We start from the raw sequence: 23,134 nt of genomic DNA, 5'->3' as shown, positions 1-23,134 counted from the left end.
TTCTTCCTGACCGTCGCCCAGGCGCCCGCTCCCCCGCGCGCTCCCCCAACGACTGCCACTGCTTGCAGGAACCTTACAAAATCCAGCGGCCGGACTCCGTCGAGGTTGGCACCTGAATTCGTGACAACCACCTGGAAGAGTCGGTACCAAGTTGATCACTCACCGGCCGCACACGGCTCGGAGAGTTGTATCCGTACGACAAAGGGGGAACTTCCCATGTCCGCTGCCACCGACGCCGTGCTGGTCACCGGACTCGGCGCCACGACGCCGCTCGGCGGGACCGCCACCGCGACCTGGGACGGCATGCTGGCCGGGCGGTCCGGCATCAGCGCCATCGAGGAGGAGTGGGCGGCCTCGCTCCCCGTACGGATCGCGGGCCGGCTCGCGGCCGAACCGACCGAGGTCCTGGAGCGGGTGCAGGCCCGGCGCATGGACCGCTGCGAACAGGTCGCGCTCGTCGCGGCGCGCGAGGCGTGGGCCGACGCGGGTGCGCCCGAGGTCGATCCCGAGCGGCTGGCCGTGGTGATCGGTACGGGTACGGGCGGCGCGCTCACCCTGCTCGGCCAGGACGACGTGCTCGAAACCTCCGGCGTACGGCGGGTGTCCCCGCACACCGTGCCGATGCTGATGGCGAACGGCCCCGCCGCCTGGGTGAGCATCGAGCTGGGCGCGCGCGCCGGCGCCCACACCCCGGTCAGCGCCTGCGCCTCCGGGGCCGAGGCCCTCGCGATGGGCCTGGACCTGATCCGCCTCGGCCGGGCCGACGTGGTGGTGGCGGGCGGTGCGGAGGCATGCCTCCACCCGCTGCCGCTGGCCGGGTTCGCGCAGGCCAGGGCGCACTCGACGCGCAACGACGAGCCGCAGCGGGCGTCCCGCCCGTTCGACGTGGACCGGGACGGCTTCGTGATCGGTGAGGGCGCGGCCGTGGTCGTCCTGGAGCGGGCCGGTTTCCGCGCGGCCCGTGCGCACGCCACCCTCGCGGGTGCGGGCGTCACCTCGGACGCCCACCACATCACGGCCGCCCACCCCGAGGGGCAGGTCCGCGCGATGCGGCTGGCGCTGGCCGCCGCCGGACTGGCCCCGCACGAGGTGGACCACGTACACGCCCACGCGACGTCCACCCCCCTGGGCGACCTCGTGGAGGCCCGGTCGCTCAGGGACGCCATCGGCACCCACCCGTCCGTCACCGCGACCAAGTCGATGACCGGGCACCTCTTCGGGGCGGCCGGAGCGGTCGGCGCGCTCGCCGCGATCCTGGCCGTACGGGACGGCATCGTGCCCGCGACACAGAACGTGGACACCCTCGACCCGGAGATCGGGCTCGACGTCGTCATGGGCGAGCCGCGCAAGGGGGCGGTGTCCGCCGCCCTGACGAACTCCTTCGGCTTCGGCGGGCACAACGCGTCGCTGATCTTCACGGCGGCGCCCTGACGGGGGCGCGGGGCCGTCCGTACGATGGCGCGATGCGCAGCAACAACCGGATCCGGCGGCTGTCCGCCGACGGCACGGACTGGCTGTGGTCGGTACGCCACCGGCACCCCGACTGCCGGGAAGTGCTGTCACTGCACCGGGCGGGCACGCGGGCGACCCTGCGGATCGTCTTCAGGGCCGGGCCCGGCCGGGCCATCGGCGACGGCTACCTGCCCGGCGGCACGGCCGCGACCGGCTCCCACCACCTCAATCTCCACGAGCCCGGGGTGGTCCGCCGGTTCCTCGACGAGGCGGGGGCCCGCGGCCTGCTGCCGGCGGAGCCGGGTGACGTGGAGACCGACGGCTGGGCGCTGTTCGACGCGGTCGTGGCGCGCTGAGAGCGATGTCCGCAGGACGGGCGGGGCAGGCAGGACACGACCGGGCGCGCCCGGTTCACCCCCGCGCCCGCCGGTACGCCGCCACGCGCTCCCGGGTCGCGCAGCGCCGGGAGCAGTAGCGGCGCGGCGGGCCGCTGCCGAGGGTGAGGTAGACGTTGCGGCAGGCGGGGGAGGCGCAGACGCCGCCGGGCGGGCGCTGGTGGTTCCACAGGAGGACCAGCAGGCTCAGGGACGACGAGGCGAGGAACCACTCGCCCCACGGGGCGTCGTCGGCGCTGTCCAAGTGCGGGTGCCAGGGACTCGCGCCGTCGTGCGAGGTGAGGCGCAGCGTGCCGGCGGTGCTCCGGAGGAGGCGGTTCAGCGTCTCCGCCGCGCGGTCGGTGTCGTCGGCCGCGAACACCTCGCGGAGCCGCAGGGCGGCGGACCGCAACTCCGCGAGATCGTCGGCGGACAGCTCGATCGGACCGTCCTCGCCGTGCTCGCGCAGGACCTCCGTGACCGTATCCGCCGACGGCGCCTTGTCCACCAGGGCGTTCACGAGGGCGGCGGTACGCCGGGCGGTGGCCTGCACCGCATGCCGGGTGGTCCATTCGCGGCGCGCGGCGGGTGTCTCGTCGCGGTGTCCGGCGGGCGGGGTCGTGGGCTGCATGTGAGCCGACGGTAGTGCAGCGTCCGGCGGCATGTAACGCATCTGGTCAAGGTTTCCGTTACGTACCTACCGTGGCGCGCATGCGAAAGCGTTACGCGGTGGGATCCGCCCTCACCGGCGCGGCACTGGCACGCGCGGGCGACGAGATGTCGGGGCCCGCCTTGCTGGTGGCCGGGCCGGTGTTCACCGGATCGGCGTCCACGGGCCCGGCGCTGCTGGCCGCGATCACGATCGCGGCGGCGGTCGGCGGCCCGCTCTTCGGTGTCCTGCTCGACCGGTCCGCCAGGCCGGGCCGCCTGCTGGCCGGTGCGCTCGCCGGATACGCCGCGGCCCTGGCCGTCGTCCTGGCGAGTCTGGGACACGTACCGCTCGTCGTCACGCTGCTCGTCGCGCTGGGAGCCGGGCTGCTGGGGCCCGCCCTGTCCGGCGGCTGGACCGCGCAGTTACCGCGCGCCGCGCCGCCCGGACTGCTGCCCCGGGTGACCGCTCTCGACGCCATGACCTTCAACGCCGCTTCGCTGGCAGGGCCGGCACTGGCCGGGCTGGTCGCCGGGGCGGCCGGGGCGTCGGCGGGGGTGCTGGTGGCTGCCGCTTTGATCGTGGTGGCGGTGCCGTGTGCTTATGGGCTGCCTGGGGTGGCGTGTGGGGGTGGGGGGCCTGTGGGGGCGTCCGTACGTGGGGTGCCTGCCGGGCCGTCCGTACGGACACAGCCCGCGGGGGCGCAGTCGCTGGAGCTCGGGGCGCCGAGCGGGGCACGGCCCGGCCCGGAGCCCGGTCCACGGCCCGGCAAGCAGTCCGACCCGTGTGTTCCTGACCGTCCGGCCCGCCGCGCCACCTCCCGCCGGTCCCCGGCGGCCCCCTCCGTCCTGGCCGGTCTCGCGGCCGGGTTCCGGGCCGTCCGCCACACCCCGCCGCTGGCCCGCGCGACCGTGACCTCGGTGGTTTCCTGTACGGGCCAGGGCATGCTGACCGCTTGCAGCCCGTTGCTCGGGGCGCGGTTCCTCGGTGACGCGCGGCATGGCGTGCTTCTGCTGTCCGTCGTCGCCGCCTCCGCCCTCCTCGCCAACACGGCGCTCGCCCGCCGACCCGGACTGCTGCGCCCGGACACCGTCCTCGTGTGCAGCACCGCCGTACTCGCCGTCGCGCTCCTGATGACGGCAGCGGCCGGGCCGCCCGCGCTGCTCCTCGGCGCTGCGGTGCTCGTGGGCCTGGGAGAGGGGCCGCAGCTGACGGCGCTGTTCGCGGTGCGCCACCGTGAGGCGCCGGAGCACCTGCGCGGCCAGATCTTCACCACCGGCGCCAGCCTGAAGATCACCGGGTTCGCCCTCGGCGCGGGTTCCGCCGGGCCGCTCGCCGCCCGGTCGCTGCCCGGCGCCCTGCTGGCCGCCGCCGCGCTCCAGGTCCTCGCCGGACTGCTCTTTCTCGGCTGCACGCTGCTGATGTGCCGTACCGGTACACGTCCCACGAGCGCGGCGCTCCGCCCCTCGCCCCGCCGGGCCCCGGGCTCGTAGGGTGCTGCCCATGCTCCTGTGGATCAACGGCCCTTTCGGCGGCGGCAAGACGCAGACCGCGTACGAGATACGGCGTCGTCTTCCCGGCAGCGTCGTCTGCGACCCCGAACGCGTCGGCTTTGGTCTGCACCGGATGACGCCCCCGGCGCTGCGCGGCGACTTCCAGGACTTCCCGGCGTGGCGGCAGGGCGTCTACGAGGTGCTCGACCTGGTGCTGACCAAGCATCCCGGCACGGTGATCGCGCCGATGACGCTCGTGGAACCGGCGTACTTCCGGGAGACCGTCGGGCGGCTGCGCGAACGCGGCCATGACGTACGGCACTTCGCGCTGCTCGCGGAGCGGCGGACGGTGCTGCGGCGGCTGCGGGAGCGCAACTTCGGGCATGCCGTGGGGTTCGTCGCCGGGCGGGACGCCCCGTTGCGGCGGGAGAGCTTCGCCGTGGCGAAGCTGGACCGCTGTCTGGAGCGGCTGAGCGGCCCGGAGTTCGCCGACCACGTGTGGACCGACCGGCTCACGGTGCCGCAGGTCGCCGACCACATCGCCGCCACGGCCGGGCTGGGCCTGGCCCCCAACACGGACAGCGCGCTCCAGGGCCGGCTGCGCCGCACGTGGACGAGTCTCAAGCACATTCGCCTTTGAGGTGAGAGGGCGGGGGCGTACGAAGCAGGTACTTCCGGTCGTCCGCGGGCTGCGTGTCACATCGGGCGGAAACGGTTCGTCATAGCGGTGACGTAACCCGACGGAAGAATGTGACCGGTGGACGAGAACGATTTTCTGGCGGAGCGCTTCGAGGAGCACCGAGCGCATCTGCGGGCGGTGGCGTACCGCATGCTCGGTTCGCTGAGCGAGGCGGACGACGCCGTGCAGGAGTCCTGGCTGCGGCTGAGCCGGTCCGACGTGAGCGGCGTCGGCAACCTCGGCGGGTGGCTGACGACCGTGGTCGGCCGGGTGTGCCTGGACATGCTGCGTTCGCGTACGGCGCGCGGTGAGGAGTCCCTCGACGTACGCGTACCCGATCCCGTCGTCGGCGGTGGCGCGGACGGGATCGACCCCGAGCACCAGGCGCTGCTGGCCGACTCGGTGGGGCTGGCCCTGCTGGTGGTGCTCCAGACGCTGGCGCCCGCGGAGCGGCTGGCGTTCGTGCTGCACGACATGTTCGCCGTGGCGTTCGAGGAGATCGGGCCGGTGGTCGGGCGCACCCCGGCCGCGGCGCGGCAGCTGGCCAGCCGGGCGCGCCGCCGGGTACGGGGGACGGCCACGCCGGACACCGACCTCGCCCGGCAGCGGGAGGTCGTGGACGCCTTCATGGCCGCGTCGCGCGGCGGTGATTTCGAGGCGCTGGTCGCGGTCCTCGATCCGGACGTGGTGCTCCGCGCCGACACGGGCGCCGGGTTCCCGGGCCTGGCCGCGACGGCCCGCGGGGCGCGGGAGGTCGCCGGACGGGCCTTCATGTTCCGGCGCTTCGCGCACTTCGCCCGGCCCGCGCTGGTGAACGGGGCGATGGGCATCGTGACGGTCGCGGACAGGGGGCCGGTGTCGGTGATGGGCCTGACGATCGCGGGCGGCAAGATCGTCGCGATCGACATCCTGGCGGACCCGGAGCGGTTGCGGGGGCTGGGGTTGGGGCTGGAGGTGGAGAGGGAGGGGCGGGGGTAGCGGAGCGATGATGCGGCCTGGGTGCAGCCTCGGCCGACCCCGCATGCAGAACCCGTACAGCCGGGGGCGATGAGGCCGTGCGGGCGCCCGTGGAGCGATGCCACGGGCGCCCGCCCCCGTCACGTGGTCAGGGGGTGGTGCGGATGCCGGTGCTGTTGCCGGGCCGCCGTCCGGTCTTCCGGCGGGATGGGCTCGGCCGGGACTCTCAGGTGGCGGAGTCCTTTTCCGCGGCACCGCTCCCGTACGGGCGGGTGATCAGTTCCATCCCGTGGCCGGCCGGATCGAAGAAGTAGACGCCGCGCCCACCGTCGTTGTGGTTGATCTCGCCCGGCTGCTTTCCGTGCGGATCGGCGTAATAGGTGAGGCCGGCCTGCTGGATGCGGGCGAAGGCCGCGTCGAATTCCGCTTCGCTGACGAGGAAAGCGTAGTGCTGCATGACGATCGACTCCGCCGGGATGGTGGCGAAGTCCAGGGTGACGCCGTTACTGGTCTCCAGCGGGATGAACGGGCCCCATTCCTCGCCGACTTCGAGTCCGAGGAGGTGCGCCAGGAATTCCGCGGATTCCCGGTTGTCCCGGGAGTGGATGATGGTGTGGTTCAACTGCACTGACACTGAGTCATGCCTCCGTAAGGCAAACTCTCGGGCACCTCCATGCCTCACCCAGCCGGTGACCGACACGCGATGCCGTCGCCGGAGATGGTAGGCGGCGATTCCCGTTCCGTCGAGCGGCTTCGCGGGCACGCGTACCGGCGTCTGCCCCGCTCAGTGGCCCGGGCGCTTGACCGCGTGTCCGACGAGGAGCGTTTCGACGCCGCTGATGCCCAGGCCCGCCAGGTCGTGGGTGATCAGCCGGTAGAGGGCGGCCAGGTCCCGTACCCAGACGGCGGCGTGCAGGTTGGCGGCGCCGGTGGTGGCGAACGCGCCGTGCACGGCGGGGTGCCGGGCCAGGGTGCGGCCGACGGTGTCCAGGTGGTCCGGAGGCACCTGCATCAGCAGGTTCGCGTCGATGAGCAGTCCGAGGCGCTTGGGGTCCACGGCCACGTGGGTGCTCAGCCGGCCGTCCGACATCAGGCGGGCGAGGCGGCGCCGGACGGTGGAGGCGGGGTGCCCGGTACGGGCGGCGATCGCCGCGGCGGGGGTGCGGGCGTCGTCCTGGAGGGCGGCCAAGATGTCACGGTCCACCGGGTCGGGGGCCGGGCTGTCTCCCGCGGGTTCGGATTCCCCCGGCGGCGGGGTCAGGGCGGCGCGTTCCTCGGGGGTGAGGACGTCGTGGCGCCAGTCGGACGCCTCGGCGAAGACGTGGAGCACCGTGGCGGCGGACACGGAAGCCACCGCGGGCGTGGCGGGCAGTTGCCGGAACACCAGGTGGTCGCGGGAGCCCAGTTCGGTCAGCGAGACGGCGGTGATCTCGTCGCCCGAGGCGGACAGGTCGATGAACGGGATGTCCGGGCGGGCGGCCAGGGCCGCGGTGAGAGCGTCCAGCTTGCCCTTGAGCACCTTGATGCGCAGGAACAGCGCGCCGACCGAATCGGGCCGTACGGGCACGGCGACGACCTTGACCGTGCCGTCGCCCGTCAGCGCCCGCCAACGGCGGTGCACCGTACGCGGATTCTCCCCCAGCACCTCGGCGGCCCGCTCGGCGCTGAGCCGCCCGTCGCACTGCAACGCGGCGATCAGCCGTTGGTCGCGGAGGTCAAGGAGGGGGGTGTCACGTACGGACTCGCTCGTTTTCTGCGGCATGAGAGTCAGTTTCGCTCACTTGCGGCGCTTGGGCGGGTCGTTGCGAGCCGTGGCAGCTCAGGATCGGCACATCAAGCGTCCGAAGACGGACAACGCCGAGAAGGCCGCGAAGACCGCGAAGACCGCAAGCACGGAAACACGGAAACACGGAAAAGATCATGACGACATACGCCGCCCTGCTCTCCCCCATGGCCACCGCCGCCCACGAAGTCGGCGCCCTCCTGGTCAAGTCCCCGCGGCGCGCCACCGCCCCATCCCCCGACACCATGGACGAACTGGCCACGGCCTACCTCGCCATCGAAAGCCCGGCCACCGCCGTCATGCGCCGACACCTGGACGCGCTGCTCCCCGGCGTGCCCTGGGCCGAGGAACTGCACGGCGAGCACAGCCTCGGCAGCGGCGCGGACGCCGGGCTGCCGGCGGTCGGTGACGCGTGGATGGTGGACGTGATCGACGGTGCCGTGCAGTACATGCAGGGCCTCCCGCAGTTCTGTGTCAGTCTCGCGCTGGTACGGGACGGCGAGCCGGTGGCCGCCGCGCTGCACGCGCCGCTGCTCGGCGAGACGTACCTCGCCGCGGCCGGGCACGGCGCCACCCGCAACGGGGAACCGGTCGCCCCCTCGCCCCGGACCCGGCTGGAGGCTGCCTTCGTGGGCACCAGCCATCCGCCCTTCATCGCGGAGCAGCCCGCGGCCGCCGCGGCGGCCGGACGGTCGCTCGCCGCGGTCCTGCCCGCCGTGAGCGCCGTCCGCAACCTGGGCCCCACCTCGTGGCAGATAGCCGACACGGCGGCGGGGCGGCTGGACGCGTTCTGGGAGTACGGGCGGGACGACGCGAACCTGCTGCCCGGCGCGCTGGTCGCCCGGGAGGCGGGCGCCGTCGTCACCGACACGGAGGGGCGCCCGTGGCGAGCCGGGGCAACCGGATTCCTGGTGGCGCCGCGCCCGTTGCACGGGGAACTGCTGCAACTGCTGAAGCCGTGATCGGTGGGGCGCGTGCGGGGCGCTCCCGGCACGCAACACAACGCCGTGGAGCGGGCGTTGTCCGCGTGCCATGATCGGCCCATGGACGGAGCAGGGACCACCTCAGCCGTGGCGGACGTGACGGGCCAGGCCACCTGGGTGCGCGCGGCAGCCCGTAACAACGCCGAGTGGTGCGCGGCGGTCTGCCGCGCACACGGCGTCAACGGCGAATTCGGCGATGACGCCTGGACCAGTTCCCGCCGGACGCCCCCGCTCTACCCGGACGCCGTGACGCTCACCGACCGCCTCGCCCCGCCGACGAGCACGGAGCCGGAAAGCGGGCGTTCGGGAACGGTCCGCCCCGGAAGCCTCTCGCCGCTCACCGGCCTGCTGTCCCGGATCGACACGGTGTCCCCGGGCTGCTCGGTCAAGGACAGTTTCGCGTGCCTGGACCTGACCCCGGCGGGCTTCGAGGTGCTCTTCGAAGCCCAGTGGATCCACCGCCCGGCCCCAGCCCCGACGGCCCGGGCTCCGGCCTCCGCGCACACGCCCACGTACCAGATCACCTGGGACGCGCTCACCGCCCCCGACGACCTGCCCGCCTGGACATCGGCCTGGGGCGCCGGACCGGGCGACTGCGGTCCGTTCCGGCCGGAGCTGCTCGCGGACGACGCCACCACGTTCCTGCGCGCGCGGTCCGCCGACGGGCGGGTCGTGGCGGGGGCCGTCGCCACCGTCAGCGCGTCGGTGGTCGGCCTGTCCAACGTCTTCACAGCTCCCGAGGCCGACACCTACGGATACGCCCCGCGGAACACCTGGGCAGCATGCCTCGCCACCGTCGCCGCCCGCTGGCCCCGCCTGCCGGTCGTCGGCTACGAATCCGGCGCCGACCTGGAGGCGGCGGTGGCGAACGGGTGCCGAACGGTCGGGCCGTTGCGGGTGTGGTGGCGGCGAGCGTGACGGCGCCGGACGATGCCGTGCTGCGGCGCGTACGTAATCTGTGGGAGACGGTGAGCGGGGCGGCCGTCACGTTCCCGCCGCCCGGCAGCCCCGCGGCCGTGGTCACCTCCTCCGGCTCCGGGCTGTGCCCGCCCGGATGGGTGGGAATCGTGGCGCTCGGCCGGTCGGCCATCGTGACCGCGCCGGACACCGCCGTCGCCCGCACCCTGCGGCAAGCGTTCAGCACCCTCCCGGCCGACGCGCTGACCTGCGCCGGCCCCGTCCGTTCGGTACTGCCCGTCGCGGAAGTGCTGGGTCCGGCCACCCTTGCGTACGTGACGGATGACGCCTTTCGGCCCGTACCGTACGAGGGTGGTGTGGAGCGCCTTTCGGCCGAACATCCGGCGTGAGAGCCCTTTTGGGGACGGTCGGCCCTGCGGACGCGGAGGAGAGCGGGCTGGCGGAGGTCACCTCGCCCGTCTTCGCCCTCCGTATGCGGGGCGAGACATCGGAAGCCCCCGACCGCCCGACCGACACCGGCCGCCCGGACGCCGGGCCGCCTCTCCTGGCCGCCGCCGGTTATCGCCACTGGCCCCGCGACACCGCGCACCTCTGCGTCCTCACCGCGCCGGAGCGGCGCGGTCAGGGCCTCACCCGCCGCGTAGCATCCGCCGCCACGACACACGCCCTCGCCGCCGCGCTCCTGCCCCAGTGGCGCGCCCGTCCACCAGCCTCGCGGCGCGTGGCACGGGCGCTGGGGTTCCAAGAGCTGGGAAGCCAGTTGAGCGTACGGCCGGATTTCCCCCATCCGGCCACAGGCGTGACGGAAGGGGCGTAACAGGAACACCCGTGCGGGCGATGACGGAGGGCATGACAACTCGATTAGCAGCGGCCTGGTCGGCCCTCGTCCTCGCCGTGACCGCCCTGTTCACGGCGGGCCCCGCCCTCGCGGCGGACGCCGTCCGCCCGGGCGCCACCGCCACCGGCCCGGACGTCGCCGTCTCACAGGCGGGCAACTATCCGACGCAGCCGAACAGTTACGGGAACTTCTCCGTCCAGTGGACCTCGGTCGGTACGGCCGACGCCACCGGGATCACTCATCTGACCGTGGACCTGCCGCCCGGCCTGAGGACCAGTGGCGCGCTGATGTACTCGACGCCGTACGACTACACGTTCAGCGAGCGGGTGTCGCCGGACGGGCGGCATCTGGAGGCGACCTTCCGGGGGACGCGGGTGCCCGGTCGCGGGGACTTCATGAAGGTGCAGGTGTCCTCGGGGGCGGAGCGGCCGTCCGGGGTGATCAGGGCCACCGTCGCCAACCGCGACGACGTGAACCCCGCCAACAACGTGAGCACGTACACGGTCAACGGCCCGCAGCGGCCCGCCGAGGTGCCGGAACGGCCGGTGGTGACCACGATCGACACGGTCACCGGGCCCGGGGCCGGCGGCACCGCCGTCACCCTCACCGGGACCGGTCTGGACACCGGTTTCGTCCTCTTCGGCGGCGAGGAGGCCAAGAACGTCAGCTGCACGGCCACGCGATGCACCGCCACCTCGCCGGGCGGTTCCGGCAGCGTTCCGGTCACGGTCGTGACGCCGGGCGGAGCGGCCGGGGCGCCGAGCGGCTTCGCATACACCGGGCCGCCGCCCGCGCCGCCCGCCGCCCCGGTGGTGACCGGGCTGAGCGTGCGCGGCGGCCCGGCGCGGGGCGGGACTTCGGTGTATGTGCTGGGCTCGAACCTGGCGGGCGGCACGATCGCTTTCGGGGGCGCGCCGGCGGCCCACGTGTCCTGCGGGGATTCGTTCTGCAGCAGCACCTCGCCCGCCGGGTCGGGCACCGTGCACGTCACCGTGACCACGGCGGGCGGCACGAGTGCGACGGTGGACGCGGACCGGTTCACGTACACGGACGCGACACCGCGGCGCTGAGGACGGTGCCCGGCGGCGCCCCAGCCGTCGCGGCAGCACCATTGCACCGATCGGTGCCTGCTGGTTAGCTCTTGAGGGCTCCCGACCGTCCGGCTCGGGGGCCCGGGAGCGGCCGCACACGGTTCTTCGGAACCTCGGACCGGTTCTTCGAGGGGATGGCCGGTGATGGGCGACGCACCGGGCGGGGGCACGGGCAGCGCGGGTACGGATACGACGGGGTTATGGGCACGGGGTGCCCGTAGCTCACCCCGGCACTCCGGCGGGCCCTCCCGCCGCCACCTCCTCCACACCGGCGCCGCCCTCGCCGCGGGGGCGGCAAGCGCGCCGCTGCTCGCCGGCTGCGCCTCCTCGGAGGCCGGCAGTGTCGGTCCCGACGGCCGGATCACCGTCGAGATGTGGCACGGCCAGGCCGACACCGGCCGCAAGGCCATCCAGTCGCTGGTCGACGACTTCAACCGCCGGCAGTCCCGTATCCGCGTGGACGCCGGGGGCGGCGGTGTGGTGGCCGACGCGATGCTCCAGAAGGTGACGGCGGCGCTGGCCGCGGGCTCGTACCCGGACATCGCGCTGATCTTCGGGGCCGACCTGGCGCGGGTGGCCCGCAGTCCGCGCGTCGTCGACCTCACCGACACGCTGCGGGACACCCCGTACTGGCCCCGGTTGTGGGGCTCGGTCCGCGAGGCGGTCACGCTCAACGGCAAGGTGCGGGCCGCGCCCGCCGTCCTGGACACCCTGTGCGTCGTCTACAACCGGAAACTGTTCCGGCAGGCCGGGGTGCCCTACCCGAAGCCCGGCTGGACGTGGGACGACTTCATCCGTACGGCACGCCTGCTGACCGACCCGGGCCGCGGCACGTTCGGCACGAGCTGGCCCGGAACCGGCGACGAGGACACCGTCTGGCGGCTGTGGCCGCTGGTGTGGGACCTCGGCGGCGAGGTGATCGCCCCGGACGGGCACAGCATCGGCTTCAAGGACGTCGGGGAGCGGGCGCTCGCCACGCTGGCGCGGCTCGCCGCCGACAGAAGCGTCTACGTGGACCCCAAGCCGGGCAGCGAGCAGATGCACCAGGTCTTCATCGGCGGCCGGATGGGGATGATGGCCACCGGGCCGTGGGAGCTGCCGGACATCGTGGCGGGCAAGGTCGACTACGACGTGGTGGCGCCGCCGACGTACAGCGGCCGGCCGTGCACGATCTCCGGGCCGGACACCTGGACCGTGTTCGACAACGGCCCGGCCCGGTCGCGTGCGGCGGTCGAGTTCCTGCGCTGGCTGGGCGACCCGGCGCAGGACGTGCGGTGGGCGGTGAACGGCGGCAGTCTGCCGCTGAGCACGGCGACCGCCCGGCGGCCCGAGTGGCGGGGCTACGAGGGGCGGACGACCGGGCTGCCGGTGTTCACCACCGCGCTGAGCACCGCGCGGGTCCGGCCCGTCCACCCGGCGTATCCGCAGATTTCGCAGGCGGTCGGCGAAGCGATCGTCGCCGTGCTGCTGGGCCGCAGCTCCCCCGCCGAGGCGCTGCGCACCTGTGCCGAGAAGGCCGACGCGGCGCTGCTGATTCCCCGATGAGACCGGACGACGCGCACGACGCAGCGGCCGGACACGGCCGGACGGGAGAGGGTGCCATGCCGCCGAGGCCGCGTGCCGACCATCGTGCGAGACCGGAGCGTACGGAACCGGGTGGCCCGCCCCGCCGCACGACTCCCCGGCCCCTGACCCTGGGCCCCGGCCACGACACCCCCGGCCGCCGCCGCGGGAACCGGCATCCGTCCGGCCCCGCCCCCGGCCGCCCCCGCACCCTCGCCGGCCGCGCCCGCCGGGAGAACGCCACCGCCTGGGCGTTCATCAGCCCGTCCGTCCTGATCATCCTCGGTCTGAGCATCGTCCCCGTCGTCTGGTCGCTGCTGCTCTCCTTCCGGGCGGACGACCTGGTCACGCCGGGGCGCTGGGTGGGGCTGGACAACTACCGCGCGCTGGTGCGGGACCCGGGATTCCGTACGGCCGTGGAGAACACCCTTGTCTACGCGGGCCTGTACGTGCCGCTCAGCCTGGCCGGCGGCCTGGTGCTCGCGCTGGCGCTCAACCGCCGCATCCGGCTGATCGGCCTCTACCGGACGCTGATCTTCGTACCGTTCGTGATCTCGGCCGCCGCGCAGGGCGTGCTGTTCTTCTTCATCCTCGACCCGCAGTTCGGCGTGGCCAACTCGCTGCTGCACCACCTGGGCGTGTCCCGGCAGGGCTTCCTCTCCGACCCCGGGCAGGCGCTGTATCTGCTGGTGGCCATCTCGCTGTGGAGCGGCGTCGGCTTCTGCGTCGTCGTCTACCTGGCCGCGCTCCAGGACGTACCACAAGAGCTGATCGAGTCCGCGCGGCTGGACGGCGCGAACCGGCTGCGGGTGCTGTGGCACATCAAGCTGCCTTCCCTGACGCCGGTGACCGTCTTCCTGCTGCTGTGGGAGCTGATCACCGCGCTCCAGGTCTTCGACCTGATCTATGTGACCACGAAGGGCGGCCCGCTCGGGTCGACCACCGTCATCGTCTACTTCGTATGGGAGCAGGCGTTCCAGATGTTCACCGCCGGATACGGGGCCGCCGCCGCGTACGTCCTCGCCGCGGCCCTGCTCGTCGCGGGCGCCGCCCTGCGCCTGTACCGGCGGCGACGGCCGGGCGCCGCGCCGGACGGAGCGGTACGGTGACCGCGCCCGCGGCCGTGCCGCCCGGGACCGCGCGCCCGCGCGGGACCAGCGCGCCACGGCGCCCGGCCCGCCACCGCCGCCTGCCCTTCAGCGCCTGGCACCTGCTGCTCGCGCCGCTGTCGCTGGGCTTCGCGCTGCCGCTGGTGTGGCTGGTGCTCAGTTCGGTGATGACCAACGCGGAGATCAACCGTTTCCCGCCCGCGCTGTGGCCGTCCGGGATCGATCTCGGCGGGTACGACTACGTGCTGGGCAACGCGATGTTCCCGCGGTGGTTCGCCAACTCCTCGATCGTCGCGGTCACGGCGGTCCTCTCCAACCTGCTGCTCGGGTCGCTGGGCGGCTACGCCTTCGCCCGGATGCGGTTCGCCGGGTCCCGGCTGCTGCTCGGGCTGATGCTGGCGACCATGGTCATCCCCTTCCAGCTGACCATGATCCCGACGTTCCTGGTGATGAAGCGGCTGGGGCTGATCGACTCCCTGGGGGCGCTGATCGTGCCATCGCTGGTCACCCCGTTCGCGGTGTTCCTCTTCCGGCAGTTCTTCCTCGCGCTGCCCCGGGAGCTGGAGGAGGCGGCCTGGATCGACGGGTGCTCGCGGCTGCGGGTGCTGTACTCCGTCGTCCTGCCACTGGCCCGCCCGGCGCTGGCGACCGTGGCCGTACTGACCTTCCTGACCACCTGGAACGACCTGACCTGGCCGCTGATCGCGATCAACCACGACACCCAGTACACCCTCCAGCTGGGCCTGACGACCTTTCAGGGGCAGCACCACAACCGGTGGTCGGCGATCATGGCGGGCAATGTGATCACCGTGCTGCCGGTGCTGGTGGCGTTCCTGTTCGCGCAGAAGACCTTCATCCAGTCGCTGACGTCGAGCGGGCTGAAGGGGTAGCCGGCCCCATGCCCCTATCGATTCCGCCACCCGCCCCGTCCCGGAGGTGTCCGTGCCCCGTCCCTTCGATCTCCTCGTGATCGGCGACGCCAACCCCGATGTGGTGGTAGGCCCGGTCCCGCGCACACCGGAGTTCGGGCAGCGTGAGCAACTCGTGGACAGCGGGCGCCTGTTGATGGGCGGGTCGGCCGCGATCACGGCCTGCGGCGCCGCCCGGCTGGGGCTGCGCGTGGCGTTCGCCGGGCGGGTCGGTGACGACGCGGCGGGCGCCTTCGTCCGTACGGCACTGGCCGGGCGCGGCGTCGATGTCTCGGCGCTGGCCACCGACCCGGAGCTGCCCACCCCGCTGACCACCGTCCTCACCCACGGCGCCGACCGCGCGATCCTCACCGCCCCCGGCTGCCTGGCGGCCACCGGGCCGCAGGACGTGCCGGACCGGCTGCTGGCCGGGGCCCGGCACGTACACGCCGGATCGTTCTTCCTGATGCCGCGGCTGGCCCGGTCGCTCGGCGAGATCTTCGCGCGGGCCCGCGGGCACGGCGCGGCCACCTCGCTCGACACGAACGACGACCCCGGGCAGCGCTGGGACGCCGAACTCCTCGGTCCCGTCCTGAAGTCCACCGACTTCCTGCTGCCGAACGCGGCGGAGGCGCGGGCGCTGGCCGCGACGCTGGCACCCGGCTCGGTGGAAGGAGCACCGGAAGGGACAGCAGAAGGGGCGCCAGAAAGCGACGGGCCCGGCACCGGCCCGGCCTCCGCTGCCGCCGCCCTCGCCCGCCTCGGCCCGCTCGTCGTCGTCAAGGACGGGGCGGCCGGCGCGCTCGCCCACGACGGCGAAGTCCTCACCCGTACCCCCGCAGTGCCCGCCGACCCGGTGGACACCGTCGGCGCGGGCGACAGCTTCGACGCCGGCTTCATCGCCGCGGTCCTGCACGGCATGGACCTGCCGGCGGCGCTCTCCTTCGCCGCGGCCTGCGGCGCCCTGTCCACCCGCGCCCACGGCGGTACGGCGGCCCAGCCCACCCGGGACGAGGCCCGCGCCGCCGCCCTCACCACCCGACCAGGGAGCCACGCATGACCAGCACCGCCCCGACCGGCCGCACCGGCACCGGCGCCGTGAAGATCGCGTTCATCGGCGCCGGCAGCGTCGTCTTCACCCAGGGCCTCCTCGCCGACCTGTTCGCCTTCCCCGAGCTGCGGCGCATCCACGTTGCCCTGCACGACATCGACGCCGAACGCCTCGCCACCGCCGAGGGCGCGGCCCGCCACATCGCCGCCGTCCGCGGCGCCGAGCCGCGGATCACCGCGCACCCCGACCGGCGCGCGGCGCTCGACGGCGCGGACTTCGTCATCAACACCGTGCAGGTAGGCATGAACGCGGCCACCCGTACGGACTTCCACCTCCCCGCCCGCTACGGCCTGCGCCAGACCATCGGCGACACCCTCGGCGTCGGCGGCATCTTCCGCGCGCTGCGCACCTTCCCGCTGCTGCGCGCCCTCGCCGACGACATCGCCGAACTCTGCCCGGACGCCTGGCTGCTGAACTACACCAACCCGATGGCGATGAACGTGATGTACCTGGCGCGGGCCACCCCGCTGCGCCGCGTCGTCGGCCTGTGCCACTCGGTTTACTGGACCGTGCGGGACCTCGCCGAGCTGCTGGACGTCCCGTACGAGGAGATCACGTACCTCGCCGCGGGCGTCAACCACCAGGCGTGGGTGCTGCGCTTCGAGCGGGGCGGGCGGAGTCTGTACCCGCTGCTGGACGACGCGATCGCCAAGGACCCGCAACTGCTGCGGCGGGTACGCGTGGACATGTACCGCAGGCTCGGCTACTACCCGACCGAGACCAGCGAGCACTCCTCCGAATACGTGCCCTGGTATCTGCACCACGACAGCGAGGTGGAGCGGCTGCGGCTGCCGATCGGCACGTACCTGGACATCATCGAGGAGAACACCGCCGAGTACGAGAAGACCCGGGACGCCCTCGCCGCCGGCTCGCCGCTGCCGGTGGAGGGCACGATGGAGTACGCGCCGCAGATCATCCACAGCATCGTCTCCGGCACTCCGCGCACGGTCTACGGCAATGTGCCCAACCACGGCCTGGTGGACAACCTGCCCGCCGAGGCGGTGGTGGAGGTGCCGTGCCTGGTGGACTCGCTGGGCGTGCAGCCCACCCGGGTCGGCGCCCTGCCGCCGCAGTGCGCGGCCCTGAACCGGACCTACGTGAGCGCCAACGACCTGGTCGTACGGGCCGCGGTGGAGGGCGAGCCGCGGCACATCCGGCACGCGGCGATGACGGACCCCGCCACCGCCGCCGCGCTCCCGGTCGAACGCATCTGGGACCTGTGCGACGACCTCGTACGCGCCCACGCCGACCTGCTCCAGCCGGAGCTGCGGGAGGTACTGGGGCACTGAGGCGGGGCCCCGCGCGCTACTGGAGTCCCCGTTACCGGAACCCGAGCGCCATCCACTTGCCCGGGTCGGCCAGCGGCTCGAAGCCGACGCGGGCGTAGATCTCGTGGGCGTCGCCGGTCGCCAGCAGGATGCGGCGCAGACCGCACGGCGCCAGGTGGTCGCGGATATGGGTGACGAGGGCCGTGCCCAGGCCCTTGCCCCGGGCCACGGGCGCGATGTACACGTCGCAGAGCCAGGCGAAGGTGGTGTGGTCGGTGACGACCCGGGCGTAGCCGACCTGCCGCGCCGGGCCGCCGCCGGCCGTATCCTTCTCGTACAGACCGAAGTTGAGCGATCCGGCCACCGCCCGGTCCTGGCGCTCGCGGGGGCGGCCGAGCGCCCAGTAGGCGTCGGTGGAGAGCCAGTGGTGGATCAGGGCCAGGTCGAGCCGGTCCGGGTCGGTGGAGACCTCGTAACCGGCGGGGATGCCGTCGGTCACGGGCTCGGGGGCGCGGTCGCCGCGGGTCGTGTCGTTCATGGCGGGAGGCTGGCAGAGGATGCGGCCGGAGTCGAACGGATTACCCGGCGCCCCTGGCCCGCCTCCTCCGCCCCGCCCGCGTCGCCTTTCCACCTCACCTTCCGCCCGTCACTTCCTCGTAGGCCGTACGCAGCCGCCGCACTCCTTCCGCCAGTTCGGCCACCCCCGAAGCCTGCGCGAACGTCAGGCGCACATGCGGGGCCGGGGGCTCGGCGGCGAAGTACGGGCGGCCCGGGGCGACCGCGACGCCCGCGCGCAGGGCCGCGCCGGCGAGCGCCGTCTCGTCCGTGCCGTCGGGCAGCCGCAGCCAGAGGTGGTAGCCGCCGGGCGGGACGACCTGCACGCCGGGGCCCGCGTCCGTATTCCCGAAGTGCAGCCGGAGCGCGGCGACAAGCGCTTCCCTGCGGGCGGCCAGCTGTCCCGCCAAGGCCCTCAGGTGGCGGCTCCACGCCGGCGATCCCACCAGCTCCAGGGCCGTTTCCTGGAGCGGCCTGGGCACGAAGAAGCTGTCCACGACCTGGATGGCGCGCAGCCGGTCCAGGACCGGGCCGCGCGCGGCGAGCGCGCCCACGCGCAGGCTCGGCGACGCGGCCTTGGTCAGTGAGCAGACGTGCACGACCGTGCCGTCCGGGTCGTCGGCGACCAGCGTGGGCGGCGGCGCGGGCGCGTCCTCGTGGACGAGGCGGCGCGCGAAGTCGTCCTCCACCACGAACGCCCCGGCGGCGCGCGCGATCCGCAGCACCTCGGCCCGGCGCCCGGCGGCCAGCACCGCCCCGGTCGGGTTCTGGAAGAGCGGCTGGCAGACGAACAGCCGGGACCCGCTGGCCCGGAACGCGTCGGCCAGCAGATCGGCCCGTACACCGTCCGCGTCCACCGGTACGGGGACCGGCCGCAGCCCGGAGGCGCGGGCCGCGGCCAGCACGCCCGGGTAGGTCGGCGACTCGACGAGCACCGGCGCGCCCGGCGGGGCGAGCGCCCGCAGGGCCGCGGTCAGGGCGCTCTGCCCGCCCGCCGTCACCAGGACGTCGGAGGTCGCGAGCACTCCCCCGGGGCCGCCGATCTCGCGCGCGAACCACGCCCGCAGCTCGGCGACGCCTTCCACCGGCGGCCGTCCCCAGGCGCCCGGCCGCCGTCCGGCCCGCGCGAGCGCGGCGGCCAGCGCGCGCTCCGGCTGGAGGGCGGGGTGCAGATAGCCGCCGTTCAGCTCGATGACGCCGGAGGCGGACTCGGCGAGCGTGGCCAGTACGCCCGAGGCGTCCACGCCGCGCGGCGCGTGGTCGCCCGCCGCCTCGGCGCTCAGCGCGATCTCCTGCCAGGAAGTGTCCACCGGGCGGGCCTGCTGCCGGGCCTCCGCACGGAAGGCCCCGGCGCCGGGCCGGGTGACGACCAGCCCCTCGGCCGCCAGCTCGGCCAGCGCGCGGGAGACCGTCACCGGGCTCACCCGGTGCCGCTCGACCAGGGCCCGGCTGGACGGCAGCTTCTCACCCGGAGAGTAGCGGTTGAGGCCTTCTCGGAGGATGGAAGCCAGTTCGGCGACGCTGCTACGCTCATGCATGAGAGAGCACGATAGCGCTACTACCGGCACCGCGATAGCGGTCAACGCCCCGGCCGCTCCGGCCACCGCCCCCGGGCCCCCGCTCGCCGACCCCTCCATCGCTTCCCCGGCCAACGCCACCGCCGCCCGCGGCACCCTGCTCGCCGCCCTCGGCGTCGCCTCCTTCTCGCTCACCTTTCCCGCCACCGCCTGGGCCCTGGAAGGCATGGGCGCCTGGACGGTGGTGACCCTGCGCAGCGTGCTCGCCGCCGCCATCGCCGGGTGCTGCCTGGCCGCGTTCCGGGTCCGGCCGCCCGAGCGGCGGCACTGGGCGGGCCTGGCCGTCGTGGCGGCCGGCGTCGTCCTCGGCTTCCCGCTGCTGACCACCCTCGCCCTGGAGACCTCCACCACCTCGCACGCGGCGGTCGTCGTGGGTCTGCTGCCGCTGACCACCGCGGTGTTCTCGGCCGTACGGACCGGGGCCCGCCCGTCGAAGGCGTTCTGGGCCGCGGCGCTGGCCGGCGCCGCCGTCGTCATCGGCTTCACCGTCCAGCAGAGCGGCGGCGCGCTGAGCACCGGCGACCTCTACCTCTTCGCCGCGCTCCTGGTGTGCGCTGCGGGCTACACCGAAGGCGGCCGGCTGGCCCGGCACCTGCCCGGCTGGCAGGTGATCGGCTGGGCGCTGGTGCTGGCCGTGCCGGTCACCGTGCCCGGCGCGGTCCTCGCGCTGCTCGCCGAACCGCCGCACTTCACGGGGCACGCGGTGGCGGGCCTGCTGTGGCTGTCTTTCGGCTCGCAGTTCCTCGGGATGGTGGTCTGGTACCGCGGCATGGCCCTCATCGGCGTGTCCAGGGCCAGCCAGCTCCAGCTCGCGCAGCCGCTGCTGACGCTGGTCTGGTCCGTACTGCTGCTGGGCGAGCAGCTGCCGCTGGCCGCCCCGGCCGCCGCCGTCGCCGTCCTGGTCTGCATCGCGGTCACCCAGCGCTCCGGCCGCTGACCGAATGGCCGGTGAACACCGCCCGGCCATCGCTCTCCACGGGTGCAACGGTGGGGCCCGGCCGTACACTTGCCGCCACGAACACACACCCTCCGACCGACTGACGAGGAGGCCGTAGCCGATGCGTGCGAGTGTGGGAGACCGGCTGCTGGTGCACGGCAGGATCGTGGGGCAGCACGACCGGACCGTCGAGATCATCGAAGTGCTGGGCGAGGACGGCACCCCGCCCTACCGCGTCCGTTTCGAGGACGGGCACGAGACCCTGATGTCCCCGGGCCCGGACACCGTCGTACGGCCCTTCTCCACGGCCGAGCCCCGGGAGTAGCCGCCCGGGGCGCCGCTCAGACGGCCCGCGGTGGCACGGCCGGCCCCTGGTAGTGGTCGGCCACCACCCGCGCCATCGCCCCGGTGCGGTCCTCGGCCACCTCCTTCGCCGAGAAGAAGATGTGGCCGTGCACCCTCGGGTAGCGGCGGGCGAAGGTGAGGTGGCGGGAGAGTTCGGCGGGGTCCTGCCAGGCGGGCGGCTGGCCGGGCGCGCCCGCCTTGTAGAGGGCCTCGCCGACGCACAGGTGCACCCGTGTCCCCGCGACCGTCTCCGCCCACCAGGGCACCAGCTTCGCGTAGTCGGCGGCGGGGAACCCGATGTTCCAGTAGACCTGCGGCACGATGTAGTCGATCCACTCCTCGCGCACCCATTTACGGGTGTCGGCGTAGAGGTCGTCGTAGGTCTGCACGCCCGCGCGGGTGTCGGATCCGGCCGGATCGGTGGCCTGGTTGCGCCATATGGCGAAGGGGCTGATGCCGAACCGTACGGGGCGGTGGTGGGTGCGGCGGCGATGCCACCGGCCCCCGCGACGGCCCGGCCCGTGGCCCGGTGACCGCGCCTCGCGCACCCGCTCCGCGGTCTCGCGCACGAGCAGGTCGATGTTGGCGCGCCGCCAGTCCGCGCGGGTCCCGAAGTCTCCGCCGTACTCCTCGTACGCGGCGTCGTCGTCGAAGGTCTGCCCCGCCACCGGGTAGGGGTAGAAGTAGTCGTCGAAGTGGACGCCGTCGATGTCGTAGCGCTCCACCGCGTCGAGGATCGCGTCCTGCACGAAGCCGCGGACCTCGGGCAGGCCCGGGTTGTAGTAGAGCTTGCCGCCGTACGGCACCACCCAGTCCGGGTGCAGCCGCGCCGGGTGGGTGGGCACCAGCCGGGTCGGGTCGGTGTGGTTGGCGATGCGGTACGGGTTGAACCAGGCGTGCAGCTCCAGACCGCGCCGGTGGGCCTCGCGCACGGCGAAGCCGAGGGGGTCCCAGCCCGGGTCGCGGCCCTGCGTCCCGGTCAGGTACTCCGACCAGGGTTCGTACGGGGAGGGCCACAGCGCGTCCGCCGTGGGCCGCACCTGGAAGATCACGGTGTTGAGGCGGCGCGTCACCGCCACGTCCAGATACCGCAGCAGCTCGGCCTGCTGCTGGGCGGGCGGCAGGCCGGGTCGGGAAGGCCAGTCCCGGTTGGCGACCGTCGCCAGCCACATGCCGCGGAACTCCGCCCGTCCGCCGTCCGCACCCCGGCCGCGGGCCGCCGCGCCCCCGGTGCCCGGTACCGCTGCGGCCGTGGTCAGGGCCACGACCGTGAAGGCTCTTCGTGTGATCCGTCTCATGCCGCGCCCCCAAAGTGTCCGGTACGTCCCGTCCTAGGGCACCAGCATGCCCGCCCCTCCCCCCGCCGCACAGCATTCCGCGGAGTAACGTCGGGGCCGAGGCGGACGCCGGGGTCCCTGCCACGAGCACGGGCCCCCGCACGGGCCGCCGGACCCCGAGATCAGCGAAAGGCACGATGTGACCGACATCGAACGCGTCGGAGTGGTGGGCTGCGGCCAGATGGGCGCCGGTATCGCCGAGGTGTGCGCCCGCGCCGGCCTGGACGTGATGGTCGCTGAGACCACCGGCGAGGCGCTGGAGCTGGGCCGTACACGGCTGACCAACTCCCTCGGCAAGGCGGCCGACCGCGGCAAGATCACTGTCGCCGAGCGGGACGCGACGCTCGGCCGGCTCAGCTTCACCACCGACCTCGGCGAGTTCGCCGACCGCGACCTGGTCATCGAGGCCGTCGTGGAGAACGAGCAGGTCAAGACCGAGATCTTCCAGGTCCTCGACCAGGTGGTGACCCGCCCGGACGCGATCCTGGCCTCCAACACCTCCTCGATCCCGCTGGTCAAGCTGGCCGTCGCCACCTCACGCCCCGACCAGGTCATCGGCATCCACTTCTTCAACCCGGCGCCGGTGCAGAAGCTGGTCGAGCTGATCCCCGCGCTGACCACCGGCGAGGAGACGATCAAGCGGGCCGAGCTGCTGGTCCAGGACGTGCTGGGCAAGCACGCGATCCGCGCCCAGGACCGCTCCGGCTTCGTCGTCAACGCGCTGCTGATCCCCTACCTGCTCTCCGCGATCCGGATGTTCGAGTCCGGCATCGCCAGCCGCGAGGACATCGACAACGGCATGGAGCTCGGCTGCGCCCACCCGATGGGCCCGCTCCGGCTCTCCGACCTGATCGGCCTGGACACCGTCGCCTCGGTCGCCGCCTCGATGTACGAGGAGTACAAGGAGCCGCTGTACGCCGCTCCCCCGCTGCTGGCCCGCATGGTCGACGCCGGGCGCCTCGGCCGCAAGACCGGCTCCGGCTTCTACCCGTACTGATCGTCCCGGCGGTGCGGACGGCGGGGCCCGCTCCGGCTCCGGCCCGCACCCCCACGCCACGGCGCGAGGGCCGCTCCCCTGATGGGAAGCGGCCCTCGCGCCGTCCTGCTCCACCCTGCCCCGGGCCGAAAGCCCCGGGCACGGTCGGACGAAAGATCCGCCCGCCGTCCCGCCCCGTGAGTGACGTCCCCCGTTGTGGTCCGCCCGCCG

Annotated in this window: 24 protein-coding genes; 18 read left to right on the top strand and 6 right to left on the bottom strand. The window is 73.8% G+C overall.

Annotation, left to right across the window (positions count from 1 at the left end; all coding sequences use genetic code 11):
• The first annotated feature begins 216 nt into the window (after positions 1-216).
• Entirely contained in the window at positions 217-1,431 is a 1,215-nt protein-coding gene (locus tag CP984_RS33570; RefSeq protein WP_003985835.1) for a beta-ketoacyl-[acyl-carrier-protein] synthase family protein, read from the top strand.
• Between the two features lie 32 nt (positions 1,432-1,463).
• Positions 1,464-1,808, top strand: a complete 345-nt coding sequence (locus CP984_RS33565; protein ID WP_003985836.1) for a hypothetical protein — start codon at positions 1,464-1,466, stop codon at positions 1,806-1,808.
• Positions 1,809-1,863: 55 nt separating this feature from the next.
• Here CP984_RS33565 and CP984_RS33560 read toward each other — a convergent pair whose 3' ends face one another.
• A complete protein-coding gene (locus tag CP984_RS33560; protein WP_003985837.1) occupies positions 1,864-2,457 on the bottom strand; it encodes a CGNR zinc finger domain-containing protein in 594 nt (197 codons plus the stop codon).
• A gap of 80 nt (positions 2,458-2,537) precedes the next feature.
• Here CP984_RS33560 and CP984_RS33555 point away from each other — a divergent pair, with 80 nt between their 5' ends.
• The 3 genes from CP984_RS33555 to CP984_RS33545 all read left to right on the top strand — a co-directional run bounded on the left by CP984_RS33555 (position 2,538) and on the right by CP984_RS33545 (position 5,625).
• Positions 2,538-3,968, top strand: coding sequence for an MFS transporter (locus tag CP984_RS33555; protein WP_078575424.1), 1,431 nt, complete (start codon positions 2,538-2,540; stop codon positions 3,966-3,968).
• 10 nt (positions 3,969-3,978) lie between these two features.
• Positions 3,979-4,608, top strand: coding sequence for an AAA family ATPase (locus CP984_RS33550; RefSeq protein ID WP_003985839.1), 630 nt, complete (start codon positions 3,979-3,981; stop codon positions 4,606-4,608).
• 117 nt (positions 4,609-4,725) lie between these two features.
• Complete coding sequence (locus CP984_RS33545) at positions 4,726-5,625, top strand: sigma-70 family RNA polymerase sigma factor (protein WP_003985840.1); 900 nt, start codon at positions 4,726-4,728, stop codon at positions 5,623-5,625.
• Between the two features lie 205 nt (positions 5,626-5,830).
• Here CP984_RS33545 and CP984_RS33540 read toward each other — a convergent pair whose 3' ends face one another.
• Complete coding sequence (locus CP984_RS33540) at positions 5,831-6,238, bottom strand: VOC family protein (protein WP_030178126.1); 408 nt, start codon at positions 6,236-6,238, stop codon at positions 5,831-5,833.
• A gap of 150 nt (positions 6,239-6,388) precedes the next feature.
• Positions 6,389-7,366 (bottom strand): AsnC family transcriptional regulator, encoded by a 978-nt coding sequence (locus tag CP984_RS33535; RefSeq protein WP_003985842.1) that lies wholly within the window; start codon positions 7,364-7,366, stop codon positions 6,389-6,391.
• A gap of 158 nt (positions 7,367-7,524) precedes the next feature.
• Here CP984_RS33535 and CP984_RS33530 point away from each other — a divergent pair, with 158 nt between their 5' ends.
• From CP984_RS33530 to melA, 10 genes are all read left to right on the top strand, one after another.
• The gene (locus CP984_RS33530) at positions 7,525-8,349 is read left to right on the top strand and encodes an inositol monophosphatase family protein (protein ID WP_003985843.1); all 825 of its coding nucleotides are present in this window, start codon (positions 7,525-7,527) and stop codon (positions 8,347-8,349) included.
• 81 nt (positions 8,350-8,430) lie between these two features.
• Complete coding sequence (locus CP984_RS33525; RefSeq protein ID WP_050498787.1) at positions 8,431-9,288, top strand: hypothetical protein; 858 nt, start codon at positions 8,431-8,433, stop codon at positions 9,286-9,288.
• Positions 9,285-9,677 (top strand): hypothetical protein, encoded by a 393-nt coding sequence (locus CP984_RS42855; protein ID WP_306464371.1) that lies wholly within the window; start codon positions 9,285-9,287, stop codon positions 9,675-9,677. The genes CP984_RS33525 and CP984_RS42855 overlap by 4 nt, the downstream gene beginning before the upstream one ends.
• Positions 9,674-10,105, top strand: a complete 432-nt coding sequence (locus CP984_RS42850) for a GNAT family N-acetyltransferase (protein ID WP_306464370.1) — start codon at positions 9,674-9,676, stop codon at positions 10,103-10,105. Before CP984_RS42855 ends, CP984_RS42850 begins: the two co-directional genes overlap by 4 nt.
• Before the next feature lie 20 nt (positions 10,106-10,125).
• Complete coding sequence (locus CP984_RS33515; protein ID WP_078575423.1) at positions 10,126-11,196, top strand: IPT/TIG domain-containing protein; 1,071 nt, start codon at positions 10,126-10,128, stop codon at positions 11,194-11,196.
• Positions 11,197-11,361: 165 nt separating this feature from the next.
• Positions 11,362-12,762, top strand: a complete 1,401-nt coding sequence (locus CP984_RS33510) for an extracellular solute-binding protein (RefSeq protein ID WP_003985847.1) — start codon at positions 11,362-11,364, stop codon at positions 12,760-12,762.
• A gap of 56 nt (positions 12,763-12,818) precedes the next feature.
• Entirely contained in the window at positions 12,819-13,889 is a 1,071-nt protein-coding gene (locus CP984_RS33505; RefSeq protein WP_226048726.1) for a carbohydrate ABC transporter permease, read from the top strand.
• Positions 13,886-14,779: a carbohydrate ABC transporter permease gene (locus CP984_RS33500; protein ID WP_030178134.1), complete on the top strand. Its 894-nt coding sequence runs from the start codon at positions 13,886-13,888 to the stop codon at positions 14,777-14,779. The genes CP984_RS33505 and CP984_RS33500 overlap by 4 nt, the downstream gene beginning before the upstream one ends.
• Before the next feature lie 52 nt (positions 14,780-14,831).
• On the top strand, positions 14,832-15,857 hold the full coding sequence (locus CP984_RS33495) for a carbohydrate kinase family protein (RefSeq protein ID WP_003987253.1): 1,026 nt from the start codon (positions 14,832-14,834) through the stop codon (positions 15,855-15,857).
• Positions 15,854-17,197 (top strand): alpha-glucosidase/alpha-galactosidase, encoded by a 1,344-nt coding sequence (gene melA / locus CP984_RS33490; protein ID WP_003987252.1) that lies wholly within the window; start codon positions 15,854-15,856, stop codon positions 17,195-17,197. The genes CP984_RS33495 and melA overlap by 4 nt, the downstream gene beginning before the upstream one ends.
• Positions 17,198-17,228: 31 nt before the next feature.
• On the opposite strand, the gene CP984_RS33485 is transcribed toward melA, so the two are convergent.
• Both CP984_RS33485 and CP984_RS33480 read right to left on the bottom strand, forming a co-directional pair.
• Positions 17,229-17,714, bottom strand: a complete 486-nt coding sequence (locus CP984_RS33485) for a GNAT family N-acetyltransferase (RefSeq protein ID WP_003987251.1) — start codon at positions 17,712-17,714, stop codon at positions 17,229-17,231.
• Positions 17,715-17,808: 94 nt separating this feature from the next.
• Positions 17,809-19,269: an aminotransferase-like domain-containing protein gene (locus CP984_RS33480; protein ID WP_030178143.1), complete on the bottom strand. Its 1,461-nt coding sequence runs from the start codon at positions 19,267-19,269 to the stop codon at positions 17,809-17,811.
• On the opposite strand from CP984_RS33480, the gene CP984_RS33475 reads away from it, so the two are divergent.
• On the top strand, positions 19,268-20,245 hold the full coding sequence (locus tag CP984_RS33475; protein ID WP_003985521.1) for a DMT family transporter: 978 nt from the start codon (positions 19,268-19,270) through the stop codon (positions 20,243-20,245). The genes CP984_RS33480 and CP984_RS33475 overlap by 2 nt on opposite strands.
• 121 nt (positions 20,246-20,366) lie before the next feature.
• Entirely contained in the window at positions 20,367-20,570 is a 204-nt protein-coding gene (locus CP984_RS33470; protein ID WP_003985522.1) for a DUF1918 domain-containing protein, read from the top strand.
• Between the two features lie 16 nt (positions 20,571-20,586).
• Here CP984_RS33470 and CP984_RS33465 read toward each other — a convergent pair whose 3' ends face one another.
• Complete coding sequence (locus tag CP984_RS33465) at positions 20,587-21,888, bottom strand: glycoside hydrolase family 10 protein (protein WP_030178146.1); 1,302 nt, start codon at positions 21,886-21,888, stop codon at positions 20,587-20,589.
• A gap of 178 nt (positions 21,889-22,066) precedes the next feature.
• On the opposite strand from CP984_RS33465, the gene CP984_RS33460 reads away from it, so the two are divergent.
• Positions 22,067-22,924 (top strand): 3-hydroxybutyryl-CoA dehydrogenase, encoded by an 858-nt coding sequence (locus tag CP984_RS33460; protein ID WP_003985524.1) that lies wholly within the window; start codon positions 22,067-22,069, stop codon positions 22,922-22,924.
• Positions 22,925-23,134: the final 210 nt, after the last annotated feature.

Origin of the sequence: Streptomyces rimosus, assembly GCF_008704655.1 — a bacterium.
In the GTDB taxonomy this organism is placed as follows: domain Bacteria; phylum Actinomycetota; class Actinomycetes; order Streptomycetales; family Streptomycetaceae; genus Streptomyces; species Streptomyces rimosus.
This window is presented reverse-complemented; position numbering and strand designations above follow the sequence as displayed.

What these genes read in the sequence shown, in the direction of transcription:
- CP984_RS33515 (WP_078575423.1), top strand. Translation starts at nt 10,126, where the DNA reads ATGACGGAGGGCATGACAACTCGATTAGCAGCGGCCTGGTCGGCCCTC.
- CP984_RS33485 (WP_003987251.1), bottom strand. Translation starts at nt 17,714, where the DNA reads ATGAACGACACGACCCGCGGCGACCGCGCCCCCGAGCCCGTGACCGAC.
- melA (WP_003987252.1), top strand. Translation starts at nt 15,854, where the DNA reads ATGACCAGCACCGCCCCGACCGGCCGCACCGGCACCGGCGCCGTGAAG.
- CP984_RS33535 (WP_003985842.1), bottom strand. Translation starts at nt 7,366, where the DNA reads ATGCCGCAGAAAACGAGCGAGTCCGTACGTGACACCCCCCTCCTTGAC.
- CP984_RS33510 (WP_003985847.1), top strand. Translation starts at nt 11,362, where the DNA reads ATGGGCGACGCACCGGGCGGGGGCACGGGCAGCGCGGGTACGGATACG.
- CP984_RS33565 (WP_003985836.1), top strand. Translation starts at nt 1,464, where the DNA reads ATGCGCAGCAACAACCGGATCCGGCGGCTGTCCGCCGACGGCACGGAC.
- CP984_RS33480 (WP_030178143.1), bottom strand. Translation starts at nt 19,269, where the DNA reads ATGCATGAGCGTAGCAGCGTCGCCGAACTGGCTTCCATCCTCCGAGAA.
- CP984_RS33470 (WP_003985522.1), top strand. Translation starts at nt 20,367, where the DNA reads ATGCGTGCGAGTGTGGGAGACCGGCTGCTGGTGCACGGCAGGATCGTG.
- CP984_RS33555 (WP_078575424.1), top strand. Translation starts at nt 2,538, where the DNA reads ATGCGAAAGCGTTACGCGGTGGGATCCGCCCTCACCGGCGCGGCACTG.
- CP984_RS33550 (WP_003985839.1), top strand. Translation starts at nt 3,979, where the DNA reads ATGCTCCTGTGGATCAACGGCCCTTTCGGCGGCGGCAAGACGCAGACC.
- CP984_RS33560 (WP_003985837.1), bottom strand. Translation starts at nt 2,457, where the DNA reads ATGCAGCCCACGACCCCGCCCGCCGGACACCGCGACGAGACACCCGCC.
- CP984_RS33525 (WP_050498787.1), top strand. Translation starts at nt 8,431, where the DNA reads ATGGACGGAGCAGGGACCACCTCAGCCGTGGCGGACGTGACGGGCCAG.
- CP984_RS33505 (WP_226048726.1), top strand. Translation starts at nt 12,819, where the DNA reads ATGCCGCCGAGGCCGCGTGCCGACCATCGTGCGAGACCGGAGCGTACG.
- CP984_RS33475 (WP_003985521.1), top strand. Translation starts at nt 19,268, where the DNA reads ATGAGAGAGCACGATAGCGCTACTACCGGCACCGCGATAGCGGTCAAC.
- CP984_RS33530 (WP_003985843.1), top strand. Translation starts at nt 7,525, where the DNA reads ATGACGACATACGCCGCCCTGCTCTCCCCCATGGCCACCGCCGCCCAC.
- CP984_RS33465 (WP_030178146.1), bottom strand. Translation starts at nt 21,888, where the DNA reads ATGAGACGGATCACACGAAGAGCCTTCACGGTCGTGGCCCTGACCACG.
- CP984_RS33570 (WP_003985835.1), top strand. Translation starts at nt 217, where the DNA reads ATGTCCGCTGCCACCGACGCCGTGCTGGTCACCGGACTCGGCGCCACG.